The 17,736-nt window shown below is 72.7% G+C and carries 17 protein-coding genes; 5 read left to right on the top strand and 12 right to left on the bottom strand.

What is annotated here, in order from left to right; genetic code table 11:
- Positions 1-17 precede the first annotated feature (17 nt).
- The 3 genes from ACYBSK_RS34825 to ACYBSK_RS34835 are packed head-to-tail and all read right to left on the bottom strand — an operon-like array spanning position 18 to position 1,833.
- On the bottom strand, positions 18-911 hold the full coding sequence (locus ACYBSK_RS34825; protein WP_457481231.1) for a GNAT family N-acetyltransferase: 894 nt from the start codon (positions 909-911) through the stop codon (positions 18-20).
- 41 nt (positions 912-952) lie between these two features.
- A complete protein-coding gene (locus tag ACYBSK_RS34830) occupies positions 953-1,384 on the bottom strand; it encodes a Zn-ribbon domain-containing OB-fold protein (RefSeq protein ID WP_460244479.1) in 432 nt (143 codons plus the stop codon).
- Positions 1,381-1,833, bottom strand: coding sequence for a DoxX family protein (locus ACYBSK_RS34835; protein WP_457481233.1), 453 nt, complete (start codon positions 1,831-1,833; stop codon positions 1,381-1,383). The genes ACYBSK_RS34830 and ACYBSK_RS34835 overlap by 4 nt, the downstream gene beginning before the upstream one ends.
- A gap of 181 nt (positions 1,834-2,014) precedes the next feature.
- On the opposite strand from ACYBSK_RS34835, the gene ACYBSK_RS34840 reads away from it, so the two are divergent.
- The 3 genes from ACYBSK_RS34840 to ACYBSK_RS34850 all read left to right on the top strand — a co-directional run bounded on the left by ACYBSK_RS34840 (position 2,015) and on the right by ACYBSK_RS34850 (position 6,532).
- Positions 2,015-3,187: a flavin-containing monooxygenase gene (locus tag ACYBSK_RS34840; RefSeq protein ID WP_460244480.1), complete on the top strand. Its 1,173-nt coding sequence runs from the start codon at positions 2,015-2,017 to the stop codon at positions 3,185-3,187.
- Positions 3,188-3,423: 236 nt separating this feature from the next.
- Positions 3,424-5,646, top strand: a complete 2,223-nt coding sequence (locus ACYBSK_RS34845) for an acetate--CoA ligase family protein (protein WP_457481235.1) — start codon at positions 3,424-3,426, stop codon at positions 5,644-5,646.
- A gap of 40 nt (positions 5,647-5,686) precedes the next feature.
- Positions 5,687-6,532: an enoyl-CoA hydratase/isomerase family protein gene (locus tag ACYBSK_RS34850; protein ID WP_460244481.1), complete on the top strand. Its 846-nt coding sequence runs from the start codon at positions 5,687-5,689 to the stop codon at positions 6,530-6,532.
- A gap of 54 nt (positions 6,533-6,586) precedes the next feature.
- On the opposite strand, the gene ACYBSK_RS34855 is transcribed toward ACYBSK_RS34850, so the two are convergent.
- Entirely contained in the window at positions 6,587-7,600 is a 1,014-nt protein-coding gene (locus tag ACYBSK_RS34855; RefSeq protein ID WP_460244482.1) for a GlxA family transcriptional regulator, read from the bottom strand.
- 70 nt (positions 7,601-7,670) lie between these two features.
- On the opposite strand from ACYBSK_RS34855, the gene ACYBSK_RS34860 reads away from it, so the two are divergent.
- Positions 7,671-8,999 carry an MFS transporter gene (locus ACYBSK_RS34860; RefSeq protein ID WP_460244483.1) on the top strand — a complete coding sequence of 443 codons (1,329 nt, stop codon included), beginning with the start codon at positions 7,671-7,673 and terminating at the stop codon, positions 8,997-8,999.
- A 10-nt stretch (positions 9,000-9,009) separates the two neighbouring features.
- On the opposite strand, the gene ACYBSK_RS34865 is transcribed toward ACYBSK_RS34860, so the two are convergent.
- The 5 genes from ACYBSK_RS34865 to ACYBSK_RS34885 form a co-directional block, all read right to left on the bottom strand.
- Positions 9,010-9,642 carry a flavin reductase family protein gene (locus ACYBSK_RS34865; RefSeq protein WP_457481239.1) on the bottom strand — a complete coding sequence of 211 codons (633 nt, stop codon included), beginning with the start codon at positions 9,640-9,642 and terminating at the stop codon, positions 9,010-9,012.
- 64 nt (positions 9,643-9,706) lie between these two features.
- The gene (locus ACYBSK_RS34870; protein ID WP_457481240.1) at positions 9,707-10,348 is read right to left on the bottom strand and encodes an ester cyclase; all 642 of its coding nucleotides are present in this window, start codon (positions 10,346-10,348) and stop codon (positions 9,707-9,709) included.
- A 171-nt stretch (positions 10,349-10,519) separates the two neighbouring features.
- Positions 10,520-11,569, bottom strand: coding sequence for an alcohol dehydrogenase catalytic domain-containing protein (locus ACYBSK_RS34875; RefSeq protein ID WP_460244484.1), 1,050 nt, complete (start codon positions 11,567-11,569; stop codon positions 10,520-10,522).
- Positions 11,566-12,756, bottom strand: a complete 1,191-nt coding sequence (locus ACYBSK_RS34880; protein ID WP_460244485.1) for an acyl-CoA dehydrogenase family protein — start codon at positions 12,754-12,756, stop codon at positions 11,566-11,568. The genes ACYBSK_RS34875 and ACYBSK_RS34880 overlap by 4 nt, the downstream gene beginning before the upstream one ends.
- A 15-nt stretch (positions 12,757-12,771) precedes the next feature.
- Positions 12,772-13,686 (bottom strand): SDR family NAD(P)-dependent oxidoreductase, encoded by a 915-nt coding sequence (locus ACYBSK_RS34885; protein WP_460244486.1) that lies wholly within the window; start codon positions 13,684-13,686, stop codon positions 12,772-12,774.
- 100 nt (positions 13,687-13,786) lie between these two features.
- Here ACYBSK_RS34885 and ACYBSK_RS34890 point away from each other — a divergent pair, with 100 nt between their 5' ends.
- Positions 13,787-14,713, top strand: a complete 927-nt coding sequence (locus ACYBSK_RS34890) for a cyclase family protein (RefSeq protein ID WP_457481244.1) — start codon at positions 13,787-13,789, stop codon at positions 14,711-14,713.
- 71 nt (positions 14,714-14,784) lie between these two features.
- On the opposite strand, the gene ACYBSK_RS34895 is transcribed toward ACYBSK_RS34890, so the two are convergent.
- From ACYBSK_RS34895 to ACYBSK_RS34905, 3 genes are all read right to left on the bottom strand, one after another.
- Positions 14,785-15,237 carry an ATP-binding protein gene (locus ACYBSK_RS34895; protein ID WP_457481245.1) on the bottom strand — a complete coding sequence of 151 codons (453 nt, stop codon included), beginning with the start codon at positions 15,235-15,237 and terminating at the stop codon, positions 14,785-14,787.
- Between the two features lie 487 nt (positions 15,238-15,724).
- Entirely contained in the window at positions 15,725-16,588 is an 864-nt protein-coding gene (locus tag ACYBSK_RS34900) for an acyl-CoA dehydrogenase family protein (RefSeq protein WP_460244487.1), read from the bottom strand.
- A gap of 2 nt (positions 16,589-16,590) precedes the next feature.
- Positions 16,591-17,730 carry an acyl-CoA dehydrogenase family protein gene (locus ACYBSK_RS34905; RefSeq protein ID WP_460244488.1) on the bottom strand — a complete coding sequence of 380 codons (1,140 nt, stop codon included), beginning with the start codon at positions 17,728-17,730 and terminating at the stop codon, positions 16,591-16,593.
- Positions 17,731-17,736: the final 6 nt, after the last annotated feature.

Here is a 17,736-nt window from a genome sequence, read left to right on the forward strand (position 1 = left end):
CTCCGTCCTACCGCCGCTCATCCCGTGAACTCCCACACCGCGAAGTCCCGCACCGGGCGGTAGCCGAGGCGCTGGTAGAGGGCGTTGCTCGTGGGGTTCGCGAGGTCCGTGAAGAGCAGCACCTCTCCGGCTCCCGCCTCCCGCGCGGCCCGGCTGACCTCCGCGGTCACCGCGGCCGCGTACCCCCGGCCGCGCAGTGCGGGCGGCGTGTAGACGGGGGCGACCCGCACGGTGCCGACCGACTTGCGGGTGACGCCCGCCATCGACAGCGGTGTGCCGTCGGCGTCCTCCCAGAACGTGACGCCTCCGTAGGCGATGCGCTCGTCGGCCCACTCCCCGGCCTGCTCGCGCGTCGTGGCGTCGCGGGTGTGCGCCTCCGCGTCGAAGGCGAGGTGCCAGTCGGCGAGGAGGCCCCGGTCGGCCCCGCCCGCGATCCGGGCCCGGCCGCCGGGCAGCGGCTCGGGCGGCGTGAGGTCGCCGAGCCGGTACAGCCGCTGCCGCGCCGCGCGCTCGGCCCGCCCGCCGGGGTGCCGCTCGCGCCAGGCCGCGGCGAGCGCGCCGGTCGCCTCCTGGGTGCCGTTGACGCCGTCGACGGACACGTCGGCGAGGGCGTCGAGCAACGCGCCCGCCGCCGCCTCGCCGCCACCCGCGTCCGCGCCCGGCAGGTACGCGTACAGGAAGTGCGGTGGCGTCCAGAAGAAGTAGCCCCCGGTCTGCCCGTCGGGCCCGGTCCACACGCCGAAGCGTCTGCTCCCGGCCGCCCAGCCGGCCTCCCGCATCCGCGCGCTCACGCTGAGCGCCACGGTGTGCAGCGCCGGGTCGCCGGCCAGCAACTCCCCCGCGCGCGCCTCGAACTCACCGAGTTCCGTCGTCAGCAGCCACTCGCCCGTACGGGCCCGTGAGGTCGTCATCCGGCCATGATGACGACACCGGCCCCGGCCCGGCCACGGGATTACGCGGGAGTCGCGGGCCGGAACACCGGTATCGCGAAGCCCTCCCCGCTCTCCCCGCCCTCCCGGAAGTCGACGACCAGGTCCATCCCCACCCGCAGGTCCCCCTCCGCGCACGCCACGACCTCCGTCATCATCCGCGGCCCCTCGGCGAGGTCGACGACGGCGGCGACGTACGGGGTGCGGCCGCCGAAGGGCGGCAGGTCGTTGCGGTGCACGACGGACCACGTGTAGAGCGTGGCCCGGCCGCTCGCGTCCCGCCACCGCCCGGCCTCGCTCCAGCAGAACGGGCAGAACTCGCGCGGATAGTGGTGGCAGCGCCCGCAGTCCCCGCAGTGCCTGAGCAGCAACCGGCCCTCCCCGGCCGCGTCCCAGTACGGGCGGGTGAACGCGTCGGGCTCGGGAACGTCGAACCGTACGTCCGCCGCCGTCACGAGAACAGTCCGAGCGCGTGGTCGAGGGACCAGGTCTGCCAGGACATGGCGAACAGCGCGACGAGCGAGATCAGGCCCATCATCGCGTTCTGGCCCTGCTCCGCCCAGTCGTGGATCATGAGCGTGAAGTAGAGGACGTTGAGCAGCAGCCCGCCGACCAGCGCGACCGGCGTCAGGAACCCGAGGATCAGGCCGACGCCCAGGGCGAGTTCGGCGTACACGACGACGTACGCCATCGTCCTCGGCCGCGGTTTCACGACGACGTCGAAGCCGCTGCGCACCGCGTTCCACTTGTGCTTGCCCGCCACGTCCGCGGCCCACGCGATGCCGGTGCCGCGCTCGAACCAGCCCTTCTTGTCCTTGTGCCGCCAGCTCTCCAGCCACCACAGGCCGAGCCCGATGCGCAGCACGGCGAGCCACTCGGCACCGCTGAGCCCTATCGCTTCCATATCGGCTCCATGAAGTCCGGCTCCTCCATCTGTTTCTGACGGTACGTCAGTTCAGCGCATCGGGCGCCGCCTCCGCAAGGCCCCCGCACGGGGCGGCGTCCACCGCGGCTCGTGATCAATTCGCAACCGGTTTCCGCCTTGACCGGGCCCCTTCAATCCCGCGCCGGATTACGCTCCGCACATGGCCGACTCCCCCCTCACACCGGAACGCAGCCATGAACGCCCACCCGTGTACGTCATCGGGGGCGGGCCCGCCGGGCTCGCCACGGCGGTCGGGCTCAGGGCGCACGGCGTCCGGGCCGTCGTTCTGGAGAAGTCCGACCGCGTCGGCGCCTCCTGGCGCGGGCACTACGACCGTCTCCACCTGCACACCACGCGCCGCCTGTCCGGACTGCCCGGACTGCCGATGCCGCGCCGCTTCGGCCGCTGGGTCGCCCGCGACGACGTGGTCCGCTACCTGGAGAAGTACGTCGAGCACCACGACCTGGAAGTGGTCACGGGCGTCGAGGTCACCCGCGTCGACCGGGCGCCGGACGGCTCGGGCTGGCTGCTGCGGGCCACCGGCGGACGCGAACTGACCTCCGCCGCCGTGGTCGTCGCCACCGGCTACAACCACACCCCGCGCCTGCCCGACTGGCCCGGCGCCTCCGCGTACACCGGCACGCTGCTGCACGCCGGGGAGTACCGCAATCCGGCCCCCTTCACCGGCCAGGACGTCCTCGTCGTCGGCACCGGCAACACCGGCACCGAGATCGCGGTCGACCTCGTCGAGGGCGGCGCCGCGCGGGTCCGCGTCGCCGTGCGCACCGCCCCGCACATCGTGCGCCGCTCCACGCTCGGCTGGCCCGCCCAGCGCACCGGCATCCTCTGCCGACGGCTGCCGGTCCGCTTCGTCGACCGGCTCGCCGTGCCGCTCGGCAAGCTGAGCGTGCCGGACCTCTCGGCGCAGGGCCTGCCGCGCCCCGACACCGGCCTCTACTCGCGGGTGCGCGAGGGCGCCATCCCGGTGCAGGACGTCGGCTTCATCGACGCCGTGCGCACCGGGAAGGTCGAGCCCGTCGCCGCCGTCGAATCCTTCGACGCGGACGCGGTGGTCCTCGCGGACGGCACCCGGATCACCCCGGACACCGTGATCGCCGCCACCGGCTACCGGCAAGGACTTGAGGACCTCGTGGGACACCTGGGCGTCCTCGACCCCGCCACCGGCCGCCCGCTCCCGCACTCCCGGCACCCCTCCTCCTCCCCCGGCCTGCACTTCACCGGCTACACCAACCCCATCAGCGGCATGCTCCGCGAGATCGCCCGCGACGCCGGACGCATAGGCAAGGCGGTGGCCACCCAACTGCCCGCCTGACCCGCCACCCCTCCCGTCGACTCTCCAGTCGGCGGCCCGCCGATCCGCCCGCCGATCCGCCCATCGCCCCACCCACCGACCCGCCCGTCGGCACATTCGCCCCATCATTTGCCTGCAGCCCTGTTCCTGACACAGTGTCAGTTCAGTAATCTGACTATGCGTCAGTTATTTCTGGGGGGACTTCAAGGCACAGCACAGGCAAGAGATGTCGCTGACACACAGGAGCGGGCGGACCGATGCTTGGATCGACGTACGGCACCCTGACCACCGACTCCCGCCGGGCCCGCGTGATCGCCTGCGGTGAGCAGCCCGGACCCGCCGTGCACGGGCGGGCCGGCTCCGACGACACGGACGTCAGCGGGCGTCCGCTGGGCGCCGACACACCGGACCTGGACCGGTTCTTCCGGCCCGAGTCCGTCGCCGTCGTCGGCGCGTCCGACGCCGAGGGGCGGCCCAACACCGGCATCACCCGGCAGCTCATGGGCTGGGCGGAGCGGGTCGGCGCGCGCCTGTATCCGGTGCACCCCACCCGCGCGACCGTCTTCGGCCTCCCCTGCTCCCCTTCCGTCACCGACCTGCCCGAGCAGGTCGACCTGGCCGTGCTGCTCGTCGCCGATCCGCTGCCCGTGATCGAGCAACTGGCCGACACGAAGGTGAAGTTCGCCGTCGCGTTCGCCTCCGGCTTCGCCGAGACCGGCGACGAGGGCGCCGCCGCGCAGACCCGGCTGTCCACCGCCGTGGAGCGCTCCGGGATGCGGCTGCTCGGGCCGAACACCAACCTCAACGCCTTCGAGCGCTTCCGCGACGACCTCGAAGGTCCCGCCATCGCGCTGATCACCCAGTCCGGCCACCAGGGCCGCCCCGTCTTCGCGCTCCAGGAACTCGGCATCCGGCTCTCCCACTGGGCGCCGACCGGCAACGAGGCCGACCTGGAGACCGCCGACTTCATCTCCTACTTCGCGCAGCGGCCCGAGGTCGGCGCCATCGCCTGCTATGTGGAGGGCCTCAAGGACGGCCGCTCCTTCCTGCTCGCCGCCGACCGGGCCGCGCGCGAGGGCGTGCCGGTCGTCGCCGTGAAGGTCGGCCGCACCGAGACCGGCGCCCGCACCGCCGCCTCGCACACCGGCAAGCTCACCGGCGCCGACACCGTCGTGGACGCGGCGATGCGGCAGTTCGGCGTCATCCGCGTCGACGGACTCGACGAACTCCAGGACACCGCCGCCCTCCTGGCCCGCGCCAAGAAGCCGCAGGCGGACGGCGTCGTCGTCTACTCGATCTCCGGCGGAACGGGCGCCCACTTCTCGGACCTGGCAACGGAAGCGGGCCTCCAACTGCCCACCCTCCGCGAGGAGAAGCAGACCGAACTCCACCAGTGGATACCCGACTACCTGAGCGTGGCGAACCCGGTCGACAACGGCGGTCACCCGGTCGGCGACTGGCGCGGCCGGAAGATCATCGACGCGATCCTCGCCGACCCGTCCGTGGGCGTCCTCATCTGCCCGATCACCGGCCCGTTCCCGCCCATGAGCGACAAGCTGGCCCAGGACCTGGTGGACGCGGCCGAGCAGACGGACAAGCTGGTGTGCGTGGTGTGGGGCTCGCCGGTGGGCACGGAGGACGCCTACCGGAAAACCCTGCTCGGCTCCTCCCGGGTGGCCACCTTCCGCACCTTCGCCAACTGCATCACCGCGGTCCGCGCCTACCTCGACCACCACCGCTTCACGGCCTCGTACGTCTCCCCCTTCGACGAGGCGCCGCGCACGCCCTCGCCGTCCTTCCGCAAGGCGCAGGCCCTGATGCGCCCCGGCCACCAGCTGAGCGAGCACGCGGCGAAGCAGCTGCTGCGGGCGTACGGGATCCGGGTGCCACGCGAGCAACTGGTGACGAGCGCCGCGGCGGCGGTACGGGCCGCCTCCCTCGTCGGCTACCCGGTCGTCATGAAGGCATCCGCTCCCCAGCTCGCCCACAAGTCCGAACTCGGCCTGGTCAAGGTCGGCCTGACCTCCGCCAGCCAGGTCCGGGACGCCTACCGCGACCTCACCGACATCGCGCGCTACGAGGGCATCGACCTCGACGGCGTGCTCGTCTGCCAGATGGTCGAGCGGGGCGTCGAGATGGTCGTCGGCGTCACCCACGACGACCTGTTCGGCCCCACCGTCACCGTCGGCCTCGGCGGCGTACTCGTCGAAGTCCTGCGCGACACCGCCGTCGCCGTGCCGCCCTTCGGCGAGAGCCAGGCGCGGGCGGTCCTCGACCAGCTGCGGGGGCGGCCCCTCCTCGACGGGGTCAGGGGGGCGCCCCCTGCCGACATCGACGCGCTGGTCGAAGTGGTCCTGCGGGTCCAGCGCATGGCGCTCGAACTCGGCGACGAACTCGCCGAACTCGACATCAACCCGCTGATGGTGCTGCCGCGCGGCCAGGGCGCGGTCGCCCTCGACGCCCTCGCCGTGTGCCACTGACCCGGCCGCCGCCGCCCCACTCCCGAAACGGAGCTCCCCCATGACGCATGCCTCCCCCGCAGAACCAGCCAACCCCGAAGAACCGGAAAAGTCCCTGGACTCATTGGTACTGCACGCCACTGACAACGGCGTCTCGTGGATCACGCTCAACCGCCCCGAGGCCATGAACGCCGTCACCTGGGACCAGCGCGAACGCGTCATCGCGCTCCTCGCGGAGGCCTCCGCCGACCCCGACGTACGGGCCGTGGTCATCACCGCGACCGGCAAGGGCTTCTGCGCCGGAGCGGACCTGCGAGGCGGGAGCCCGGACACCCGCGAACGGGTCGTCGGCGACGTCGCCCGCATCATCCGGCTCGGCGCGCAGCGCCTGATCGCCGCCGTCCAGGACTGCGAGAAGCCGGTCCTCGCCGCGGTCAACGGCACGGCCGCCGGCATCGGCGCGCACCTCGCGCTCGCCTGCGACCTGGTCCTCGCGGCCGAGTCGGCCCGCTTCATCGAGGTCTTCGTCCGCCGCGGCCTGGTCCCCGACGGCGGCGGCGCGTACCTCCTCCCCCGCCTGATCGGCCCGCAACGCGCCAAGGAGCTCATGTTCTTCGGCGACGCGGTGACCGCCGCCGACGCGGAACGCCTCGGCCTCGTCAACCGCGTCGTCCCAGACGACCACCTGCCGAAGACGGCCCGCGCCTGGGCAGAACGCCTCGCGACGGGCCCCACCCGCGCCCTCGCCCTGACCAAACACCTGGTCAACGCAAGCCTCGACTCCAACCGCACCACCGCTTTCGCGGCGGAGGCGACAGCCCAGGAACTGAACATGTCCACGCGGGACGCGAACGAGGGCGTGGCGAGCTTCGTGGAGCGCAGGAAGCCCGAGTTCCGAGGCCGCTGACCCGGTCACACACGTGACTGTGACGGGAAGCGCCGACCAGGCCGTCATGTCCCGTCACAGTGCGGGTGCGGGCCCCGGCTCCCCCGCCCGGAACGTTCTCCTGTACGCCGTCGGCGTCACCCCCACCGTCGCGTGGAAGTGCTGGCGCAACGACTGGGGGGTGCCGAAGCCGGACCGGTGGGCCACCTCGTCGACCGAGAGGGGCGTCGTCTCCAGGAGGTGGCGGGCGCGTTCCACCCGTTGGGCCGTCAGCCACTGCACGGGGCTCGCCCCGACCTCCTCCCGGAAGCGGCGCGTGAAGGTGCGGACCGAGAGGGATTCGCGAGCCGCCAGGTCGCGGAGCTGGATGGGCTCACCCAGGTGGTCGAGGGCCCATGCGCGGGCGTGCGCCGTGGACGCCAACTGCGGCTCGGGGAGCGGGCGTTCGATGTACTGGGCCTGGCCGCCGTCGCGGTGCGGCGGTACGACCGTCCGGCGTGCCACGTCGTTGGCGACCGCCGACCCGTGGTCGCGGCGCACGAGGTGCAGGCACAGGTCGATGCCGGCCGCGACGCCCGCCGAGGACAGCACGTCGCCGTCGTCGATGAACAGGACGTCGGGGTCGACCTTGATGTCGGGGAAGACCTGCTGGAAGTGGTCCGCGTCCGCCCAGTGCGTGGTGGCGGGCCGGCCGTCGAGGAGCCCCGCCGCGGCGAGCACGTAGCTGCCGGTGCAGATCGAGACCATGCGCGTACCGGGGCGTACGTGTGCCAGCGCCGCCTCCAACTCCGGTGTGAGCACGCCCTCTTCGTACACCGGGCCCATCTCGTACGAGGCCGGGACAATCACCGTGTCCGCCGTCCCCAGCGCCTCCGGGCCGTGTTCGACGTGGATCGCGTAGTCGGCGTCCGTCTGGACCCGCCCCGGCTCGCGGACCGCGCACGTCACCACCTCGTACAGGGGCGCCCCGTCCGCGTTGCGGGCACGGCCGAAGATCCTTTGTGGGATGCCGAATTCGAAGGGGATGAGGCCGTCGAGGGCGAGCACCGCGGCGCGGTGCGGGACCGGACGCCGAACGCTGCGGGTCATGGCCCGATCCTAGCGAACAATGTCAATCGGGCCACTCGTTCCGGTGCGCCCGATCGCCGAGGCTTTGCGGGTGACCGAGACGCAGACGCAGGCGGCGCCGCAGGGTGCGGGCCGACCGAGCCGCCGACTTCGTAGACCCCATCGCGCGTGGGCCGTCGCCGCCGTCACCTTCGTGACGATCGTCGGCGCCGCCGCCTTCGCCTCCCTGCCCGGCCTCCTCATCGAGCCGCTGCACGATCCCGACACCGGGTTCGGCTGGTCGCGCGGCACCATCGGCTTCGCCGTCTCCGTGAATCTCGCGCTGTACGGCATCACCGCCCCGTTCGCCGCCGCCCTCATGGACCGCTTCGGGATACGCAAGGTCGTCGCGGTCGCGCTGACCGTCATCGCCGCCGGGTCGCTGCTCACCGTGTGGATGACGGCCGCGTGGCAACTGATGCTGTACTGGGGCGTGCTGGTCGGGCTCGGCAGTGGGTCCATGGCGCTCGCCTTCGCCGCCACCGTCACCCAGAGGTGGTTCGTCGCACGGCGTGGGCTCGTCACGGGCGTGCTGACCGCGGCCGGCGCCTCCGGGCAGCTGGTGTTCCTGCCGCTGCTGTCCTGGATCGTGGACCGGCACGGGTGGCGGCCCGCCGCCGTGACCGTGGCGCTGTCGGCGCTCGCCGTCGTCCCGCTGGTGTGGCTGCTGCTGCGCGACCACCCCGCCGACGCGGGCACGAAGCCTTACGGGGCACCGGAGTTCGTGCCGAAGCCCGCCCCGGTGCGGGGCGCCGGGAAGCGCGCCGTGACCGTCCTCGCGAAGGCCGCCCGCACCGGGCCGTTCTGGCTGCTGGCCGGTACGTTCGCGATCTGTGGCGCCTCCACGAACGGCCTGGTCAAGACGCACTTCGTGCCCGCGGCGCACGACCACCACATGCCCATCACGACGGCCGCGTCCCTGCTCGCCGTCATCGGTGTCTTCGACGTCGTCGGGACGGTCGCGTCGGGCTGGTTCACCGACCGGATCGAGGCGCGGCGGCTGCTCGCCGTGTACTACGCGCTGCGCGGCGTCTCGCTGCTCTTCCTGCCGATGCTGCTGGCTCCCGACGTCCGGCCGCCGATGCTGTTCTTCATCGTCTTCTACGGGCTCGACTGGGTCGCCACCGTGCCGCCGACGATCGCGCTGTGCCGCGAGCACTACGGCGAGGACAGCGCCATCGTGTTCGGGTGGGTGCTCGCCTCGCACCAGGTGGGCGCCGCGGTCGTCGCCTTCCTGGGCGGTGTGGCGCGGGACGTCTTCGGGTCGTACGACGTGGTCTGGTACGGCTCGGGTGCGCTGTGCGCGGCGGCGGCGCTGATGTCGCTGGTCATCCGGCGCGGCCGCGCGGACACCGCCGTCCCCGCGCCGTCGGCCGCGTAGACCGGCCCCGTCAGTCGTCCCGCAGGCCCGCGAAGGCGCCCCGGTGGAACACCAGCGGCCCCACGCCGCCCTCGCCCTCCAGGCCCAGCGCCGTCACCCGCCCCACCACGATGAGGTGGTCCCCGCCCGTGTGCACCGCGTGGATCGCGCAGTCGATCCACGCGGCCGTACCGTCCAGGCGCGGCGCCCCCGACACGGGCGCCGCGTCGTACCCGACGCCCGCGAACTTGTCCGCGCCGCTGACCGCGAACCCCCGGCACAACGCGCCCTGGTCCGCGGCCAGTACGTTCACGCAGAAGGCCCCCGCGCGCGCGATCCGCGGCCAGGTCGTCGACGTACGCGCCACCATGAACGCCACGAGCGGCGGGTCGAGGGAGAGGGACGCGAAGGACTGGCAGGCGAAACCGGCCGGGCCGGTCTCCGGATCGGCCGCCGTCACCACGGTGACGCCGCTCGCGAACTCGCCCAGCACGCGCCGGAATTCGGCGGCGTCCACGGGCGCCCGCTCGTCGTCGCCCACCGCGCGCAGCTCCGGACGCGGCAGCACGTCCACGGACGGCGGCTCCGCCGTGGGAGCACCGACCGACCTGAGGTACCGGACGACGGTCGCCGCCATCCCCGCGTGTCCCATCATGGAACCCATTGAAGCTGACGCCCCGTCAGATAGGAAGGGGTGCGGCGTCCCGCGGCCGCATCCCCGCCGCCGCTCAGCGCGCCACCGGACACCCTCCCGTCAGCTTCCCCAGGAAGGCGTTCGGGTCGTAGAAGTGCTCGACCTCGACCAGCCGCAGCGCGTCGTCGACCTTGGCGACGCTCACGCCGAACATCTCGATCTTCTCGCCGGTCGCCGCGAACCCGTTGTACTCGCCCTCGAACGTGCCCCAGTGCCGCCACTTGAACGTGATGACCGGCGGGCCGGAGAGCACGTCGGTGACCTCCCAGAAGAAGCCGCCGGGGAAGGCGTCGTGGAACACCTCGTGCGAGGTCTCGAAGGATTCGGCGCCGTAGAAGACGCTGTCGCCGATCAGGATGTTGTAGCTGCCGCGCTCGACGATGTCGGCGGCGTCCGCCCAGGGCCCGCCGTTGACCCGCGTACGGAAGCGGTCCGCGACCATGGACACCCAGGTCGCGGGGTCGTGCTTGTGCGAGACCTCCATCTCGAAGACCTGCACCACACCTTCGACGACGGCCTCCAGGGACCCCGGGGCGTGCTCGGTGGTGCGCTGGCGCGGCATCACCGTGTGAGAGAGGTGGTAGTCCGGCACCCCTTCGCGCCAGTGGGCCGGCTCCGCGGCGTCGATGACCGCGGACCGGCCCTGAAGCCAGAGGGGAGGCGGGGCTTCTGACATGTCGGAGCCCTTCAGTGAGAGAGAAGGAGCGAACGGGCCCCATCGTTGTTCGGTCACACTTTCCACACAAGCCGTCCGCATCTCTCACACATGACCAACTTCCGTACGCAGATGGTCAGCAGGTGACCCGACGAACCCGACCACCGGGCCCGGAAGCACCGCCCCGCGACGTCAGAACGTCAGCACGCCGCGCGCCACCTTCCCCGCCTCCGCGTCCGCGACCGCCGCCGCGAACTCCTCCACCGGGTACGTCCGCGTGACCAGCTCGTCGAGGAGCAGCCGCCCCTGCGCGTACAGGTCCGCGTAGAGCTTGATGTCGCGCTGCGGGCGCGAGGAGCCGTAGCGGCAGCCGAGCACCGACTTGTCGAGGAACAGCTCGGCGGGCACGAAGGTCGCCTCCGCCTTCGCCGCGGGCATGCCGAGGATGACGGCCTGCCCGTGCCGGTCGAGGAGGTCGATCGCGGCGCGGATCAGCTCGACCCGGCCGACGCACTCGAAGACGTGGTCCGCGCCGTCCGGCAGCACCTCCCGCACCGCGCCCGCGTCGGTCAGGAAGTCCGTCGCGCCGAACTGGCGCGCCACCTCCTCCTTCGCGGGGTTCGTGTCGACCGCGACGATCCGCAGCGCGCCCGCGACCCGCGCGCCCTGGAGCACGTTCAGCCCCACCCCGCCCGTGCCGATGACGACGACCTTGTCGCCGCGGTCGACGCGCGCCCGGTTCAGGACCGCGCCCACGCCCGTGAGGACGCCGCAGCCGATGAGCGCGGCCGAGGTCAGCGGGATCTCCTCGGGGATCTTCACCGCCTGTACGGCCTTCACCACGGTCCGCTCGGCGAACGCCGAGTTCGACGCGAACTGGTAGAGGTCCTCGCCGCCCCGCGAGAAGGGTTTCTGCGGCATCCCGATCGCCTTGCGGCACATCGTCGGCCGCCCCCGGTCGCACTCCGCGCACGCCCCGCAGTTGGCGAGCGTCGACAGCGACACGTGGTCACCGGGCACGACATGGGTGACGCCCGCGCCCACCGCCTCCACGACACCCGCGCCCTCGTGCCCGAGGACCACCGGGCGCGGGAACGGGATGGTGCCGTCGATCACCGACAGGTCGCTGTGGCACAGGCCCGCCGCGGCGACGCCGACGAGCACCTCCCCCGGGCCCGGGTCCCGTACGTCCAAGTCGTCGACGACAACGGCCTCCCGGCCGTCGAACACAACACCCCTCACGACTCACCCTCCCTGGGCAGGCCGAGCACCCGCTCGGCGATGATGGTGCGCTGGATCTCGTCCGAGCCGCCGTAGATCGTGTCGGCCCGGCTGAAGAGGAACAGGCGCTGCTGTTCGTCGAGTTCGTAGGGCGCGTCCGGGGTCCAGTCCGAGGGGCCGACCGCCGCCTCCGGACCCCGCACCCGAAGGGCCAGCTCGCCGAGCCGCTGGTGCCAGCCGCCCCACAGCAGCTTGGCGACGCTCGGCGCGCCCGCGTCGGGAGCGCCGCCGAGGGTGCGCAGCGCGTTCCACCGCATGGCACGCAGCTCGGACCAGAGACGTACGAGCCCGGCGCGCACGAGCGGGTCCCCGATCGCGCCGCGCTCGACGGCCGTCCGCACGACGGCCCGCAACTCCTCGACGAAACCGACCTGTTGGGCCAGCGTCGACACGCCGCGCTCGAAGGCGAGCAGCCCCATGGCGACCTTCCAGCCCGCGCCCTCGCCGCCGACGACCTCCTCGGCGACCGCGCCGTCGAAGAACACCTCGTTGAACTCGCTCGTCCCGGTGAGCTGCCGGATGGGGCGTACGTCGATGCGGTCCGGCTGGTCCATGGGGACCAGGAGGAAGGAGATGCCCCGGTGGCGGCCCGCGTCCGGGTCGGTGCGGGCGAGCACGAAGCACCAGTCCGCCTCGTGGGCGAGCGACGTCCACACCTTCTGCCCGGTCACCCGCCAGCGGCCGTCCCGGCCGCGCGCCGCCGACGTCCGCAGCGACGCCAGGTCGGAGCCGGCGCCCGGCTCGCTGTAGCCCTGGCACCACAGCTCCTCGCCGCGCGCGATCGGCGGCAGGAAGCGGCGCTGCTGCTCCTCGGTGCCGTACGCGAGGAGGGTGGGGGCGAGGAGGTTCTCGCCGATGTGGCCGTAACGGCCCGGCGCCCGGACGCGCGCGTACTCCTCGGCCCAGACGACCTGCTGGGTGAGCGTGGCGACGCGGTTGCCGAAGCCGTCGCGGCCCCAGCCGAGGCCGATCCAGCCGCCCGTGCCCAACTCCTGTTCCCAGGCGCGCCGTTCGGGCCCGCCCTCGTGCTCACTGCCCGGTCCACCGCGCCCCACGGCGGCCGTGAACCGCTCGTCCAGGTGTTTCTCCAGCCACTCCCGGACCTCGCTGCGGAAGGTCTCGTCGCTCTCGCCGAAGCCGAACTCCACGCCGAGCCACCCCCGTTACTGGTTGGGCCGTTCCTTGGCGGCCGCCGCCCGCGCCATCTCCTGGAGCTGTTCGAGGAGCGGCATGGGGTCGGTGCCGACCGTCCCCGGCAGGAAGTCGGCGATCTTCTCCGGTGTCCAGGAGCCGCCCTCCGCGTAGGCGGCGCGCAGCTCGCGCGGCTGCGCCCACACGGCGATCTTCGGCCCGGCGACTGTGTAGACCTGCCCGGTGATCCGCTCCTCGCGGGCCCGCTCGCTGAGCAGGTAGACGACGAAGGCGGCGACGTCCTCCGGCTCCCCGATCTCCTTCAGCTCCATCGGCACGTTCGCCGACATCCGGGTACGGGCCACGGGCGCGACGGCGTTCGCGGTCACGCCGTACTTGTTGAGGCCGAGGGCCGCGCTGCGCACGAGCGAGATGATGCCGCCCTTGGCGGAGCTGTAGTTGGCCTGCGCGACCGAGCCCTGGTGGTTGCCGCTGGTGAAGCCGATGAGCGTCCCGGACTTCTGCTTGCGCATGACGGCGGAGGCGGCGCGGAAGACGGTGAAGGTGCCCTTGAGGTGGGTCTGGACGACCGGGTCCCACTCGTCCTCGGACATGTTGAACAGCATCCGCTCGCGCAGGATCCCGGCGACGCACACCACCCCGTCGAGCCGCCCGTACTCGTTCACGGCGGTGTCCACGATGCGCTGCCCGCCGGCCATGGTGGACACGTCGTCGGCGACCGCGACCGCCGTCCCGCCCGCCGCCTCGATCTCCTTGACGACCCCCAGCGCCACGTCCGACGTGGGCTCGCCGCCTTCGATGGACACCCCGTAGTCGTTGACGACGACCTTGGCGCCCTCGGCGGCGCACGCGAGGGCGACCGCCCGTCCGATGCCCCGGCCCGCTCCCGTCACGGCGACGACCTTGCCTGCCAAGAAGTTCCCCATGCCCGACCCTTCCCGCGGTTTCTGACGACCCGTTAGATTTCAGCTCCGGTCGGATTCTACGACCCGTCAGATACCGGAACACAAGACCCGGGAGGACCCGATGCCCCTGCCCGCCGAGTTCCACGACATCGCCAAACGCGTGAACAACTGGGGGCGTTGGGGAGAGGCCGACGAGATCGGCACCCTGAACCTCGTCACCGACACCGTCGTGCGCGAGGCCGCCGCCGAGGTCCGCACCGGCCGCCGGGTCGCGCTGGCGCTGCCGCTGAAGGAGGACGGCGTGCAGTCGGGCCTGATCCCCGGCCGCATCAACCCACTGCACACGATGGTGCAGATCAACCAGCAGATCTTCGGCCCGGACACCGTCGCCACCAGCGACGACGCGGTGACGATGGGCCTTCAGGCCGCCACCCACTGGGACGCCCTCACGCACGTCTCGCACTCCGGCAGGCTCTACAACGGCCGCGCCGCCGACACCATCACGGCGCACGGCGGCTCCGAGTTCTCGGGGATCGACAAGGCGCCGTACATCGTCTCGCGCGGCGTGCTGCTCGACGTGGCGGCGGCCAAGGGCCTCGACCGGCTGCCCGGGGACCACGCGGTCACCCCCGAAGACCTCGACGAGGCGGCCGAGTTCGGCCGTGTCACGGTCCGCTCCGGCGACATCGTCCTCGTCCGCACGGGACAGGTGCAGGTCTATCTGGCGGGCGACAAGAACGGGTACGGCTATCCGTCACCGGGCCTGTCGGTGCGTACGCCGGAGTGGTTCCACGGGCGGGACGTGGCGGCCGTCGCCAACGACACCCTGACCTTCGAGATCTTCCCGCCGGAGATCGAGAACCTGTGGCTGCCGGTGCACGCGCTCGACCTGGTCGAGATGGGGATGCTCCAGGGCCAGAACTGGAATCTCGAATCCTTGTCCACAGCCTGTGGAGAAGTCGGGCGCTACTCGTTCCTGCTGTCGGCCATGCCGGAACCCTTCAAGGGAGCGACGGGTACGCCGGTGGCCCCGGTGGCGATTCTCTGAACGAAAGAGCGCACCGGCACAGGAAGCGGCGCGGACCCCGCCGAGTGGGGCCCGCGCCGCCGGCCGTGCGCTCACACCGCTTCGAACGTCACACCCTGGAACGGGCCGGCCGTCGCGGCGGCGCACTGGTCGATCTCGCACCAGATGGCCTTGCCTGCGCCCTCACGGCGCCAGCCCCAGCGGTCCGCGAGCCCGTCGACGAGTTCCAGCCCCCGCCCGTTGGTCTCCTCGCCGTCCGCGTGCCGGGGCGTCGGCGGCCGCTCGCTGGTGTCCGCGACCTCCACGCGCACGGTGCCGGGGTACGCCGCCTGGACCACGGGCAGCGCCATCCGCAGCACGGCGGGATGACCGGTGTGCACCACGGCGTTGGTGACCAGCTCGGAGACGATCAGGATCAGCGTCTCCGCCAGGGACTCGTCGCCCCCTATGCCCGAACCGGCGAGCCGCGAACGCGCCCACCTGCGGGCCCGCCCCACCTCTGCGGGGTCGGCCCCGACCTCCAGTTGAACCTGAAGCACCTGCACCGCTCACACCATCCGAATCCGGCGGGACCGCTGGAGTACTGCCTCGCGCCACTTACCGTGCTGTCCAGTGAGAGGGATCACGGAACGTGAACCCCATGCCGCACAGCATGGTTGACGTACAGTCACCCCAACAAGCGCTTCGGGCATATTCCAGCGCGAAGGAGTACGCGTGCGGCATACTGTGCGACGCGTCTTGCCAGGGGTCGAACAGACGGGCGCGAGATCCCGTCGTGCGCTGCGAGCGGCGCACATCGTGAGCCCCGGAGCCGCCTCGGAGGCAACACCGGCGCCGTCGCTCGGGTTCAGCACCACTCGCATCTGCCACAAGGTACCGGAGCCGGGGGCCGACTCCGCGCCGTGACGAGCCCCGCGCAGGACACAACCCGATAACCACGCACGGTCACGGTGCGTACACCTTTGCTCAAGCCGTCCGCTCCGACGGCCGCGCGTTCGCTTTCCGGACGCACGGCCCCTTCGCGCACGGGGGTCACAGCGCGGCCGCGAGCACCTCCTCCGCGGCCCTCGCGCCGCCGCCCAACTCGGCCCGCAGCCACGCCCGCTTCAGGTGCAGATGGACGTCTGCCTCCCAGGTGAAGCCCATGCCGCCGTGCACCTGGAGGCAGTCGCGGGCGCCCCGCACGGCGGCCTCGTCGGCGAGCAGCCGGGCCGCCGCGACCTCCACCGGGTCGCGGGTGACGGCCGCGGCGTACACGGCGGCGCGGGCGAGCTCGACCCGTACGAGCATCTCGGCGCACAGGTGCTTCACGGCCTGGAACGACCCGATCGGCCGACCGAACTGCTCGCGAACCCGGGCGTGTTGAACGGCCATGTCGAGCGTCCGTCCGGCCGAGCCGAGCTGCTCGGCGGCGTACAGCAGGGCCGCTTCGAGGGGGACGGGTGCCGGTGCGGGCAGGGCGTGGAGCGGGGTGAGGGGGTCGGCGGAGGCCAGCGGGCGCGCGCGGGCCGCGTCGCCGCGCACCACGTCCGCGTCGTCCCGCCACGGCAGGAGGCCGCCGTACGGGGCGGTGACCACGGCCTCGCCGGTCGCGGCCCCCGGCACCTCCCCGGCCGCGAGGAAGGTGGCCACCAGCGGACCCGGCAGCAGCGCCCGCCCCACCTCCTCGAACACGACGACGGCGTCCGGCAGGCCGAGCCCGACGCCGCCCGCCGTCTCCGGCAGGCACAGCGCGAAGAGCCCCGCCTCGCCGAGCTCCCGCCACAGCCCCCGGTCGACGGCCGGGGTGCCGGCGTCGACCGCGGCCCGCAGCGCGTCCCGCCCGAACCGTCCGGCGAGCAGTTCCCGCGTGCCCTCGCGCAAGGCCCTTTGTTCCACGGTCAGTTGGAAGTGCACGCCTACCGCGCCCCCTTGGGCAGGCCGAGGATCCGCTCGGCGACGATGTTGCGCTGGATCTGCGAGGTGCCCGCGGCGATGGTGTACGACAGCGAGGAGAGCCGGTCGAGCGTCCACTGCTGCCCGGTGTCCAGCGCGCCGCCCGCGCCGAGGACCTCGGCGGCGGCGTCGTAGAGCCGCTGGCGGGCGTGCGAGTACCGCAGTTTGAACACCGAGCCGCCGACGCCCGGCACGCCGCCGGTGGCCTGCGCCTCGCTCACGTTCCACTGCGTGAGCCGCCACAGCGCCCCGAACTCGGCCGAAAGCAGCGCCAGTTCGCGGCGGAGCACGGCGTCGTCCCAGCGTCCGCTCTTGCGCGCGTGGGCGGCCAGTTCCCCCAGCACGCGGCGGCAGGCGACGACCTCGCCGACGAACGCGGTGCCGCGCTCGAACGACAGGGTCACCATGGTGACCCGCCACCCGTCGTGCTCGGCGCCGACCCGGTTGCCGACGGGGACGCGGACCTCGTCGAGGAACATCTCGGCGAACTCGGTGGACCCGGCGAGCGTGCGCAGGGGCCGCACGGTGATGCCCGGCGCGTCCATGGGCATCGCGAGCCAGGTGATGCCGCGGTGCTTGGGGGCGTCCGGGTCGGTGCGCACCAGCAGCTCGCACCAGTCGGCGACCTCGGCGTGCGAGGTCCAGATCTTCGAGCCGCTGACCACGTAGTCCTCGCCGTCGCGCCACGCGCGCGTGCGCAAGGAGGCGAGGTCGGAACCGGCGTCGGGTTCACTGAACCCCTGGCACCAGACCTCGTCGCCGCGCAGGATCGGCGCGAGCCAGCGGTCCCGCTGCCCGGCGCTGCCCTCGGCGGCGATCGTCGGCCCCGCATGCAGCAGGCCGACGAAGTTCGCGCCGACGTAGGGCGCGCCCGCCTTCTCCGTCTCCTCCAGGAAGATGAGCCGCTTGGTCGGCGAGGCGTCCCAGTGCACGTCCCCGTAGCCGGCGTCGTACAGGCGCCGCTGCCAGCCCGTGTCGTACGTGCGTCTGCCCGGCCAGTCGTCGGGCGACGGCTTCGGGCCGAGCGTGGGCAGCACGCCGCCCAGCCACTGCCGCAGCCGCGCCCGGAACTCCTCTTCCTCTTCCGTGTAGGTGAGGTCCATGCCCGA

Source organism: Streptomyces sp. BYX5S (assembly GCF_054724165.1).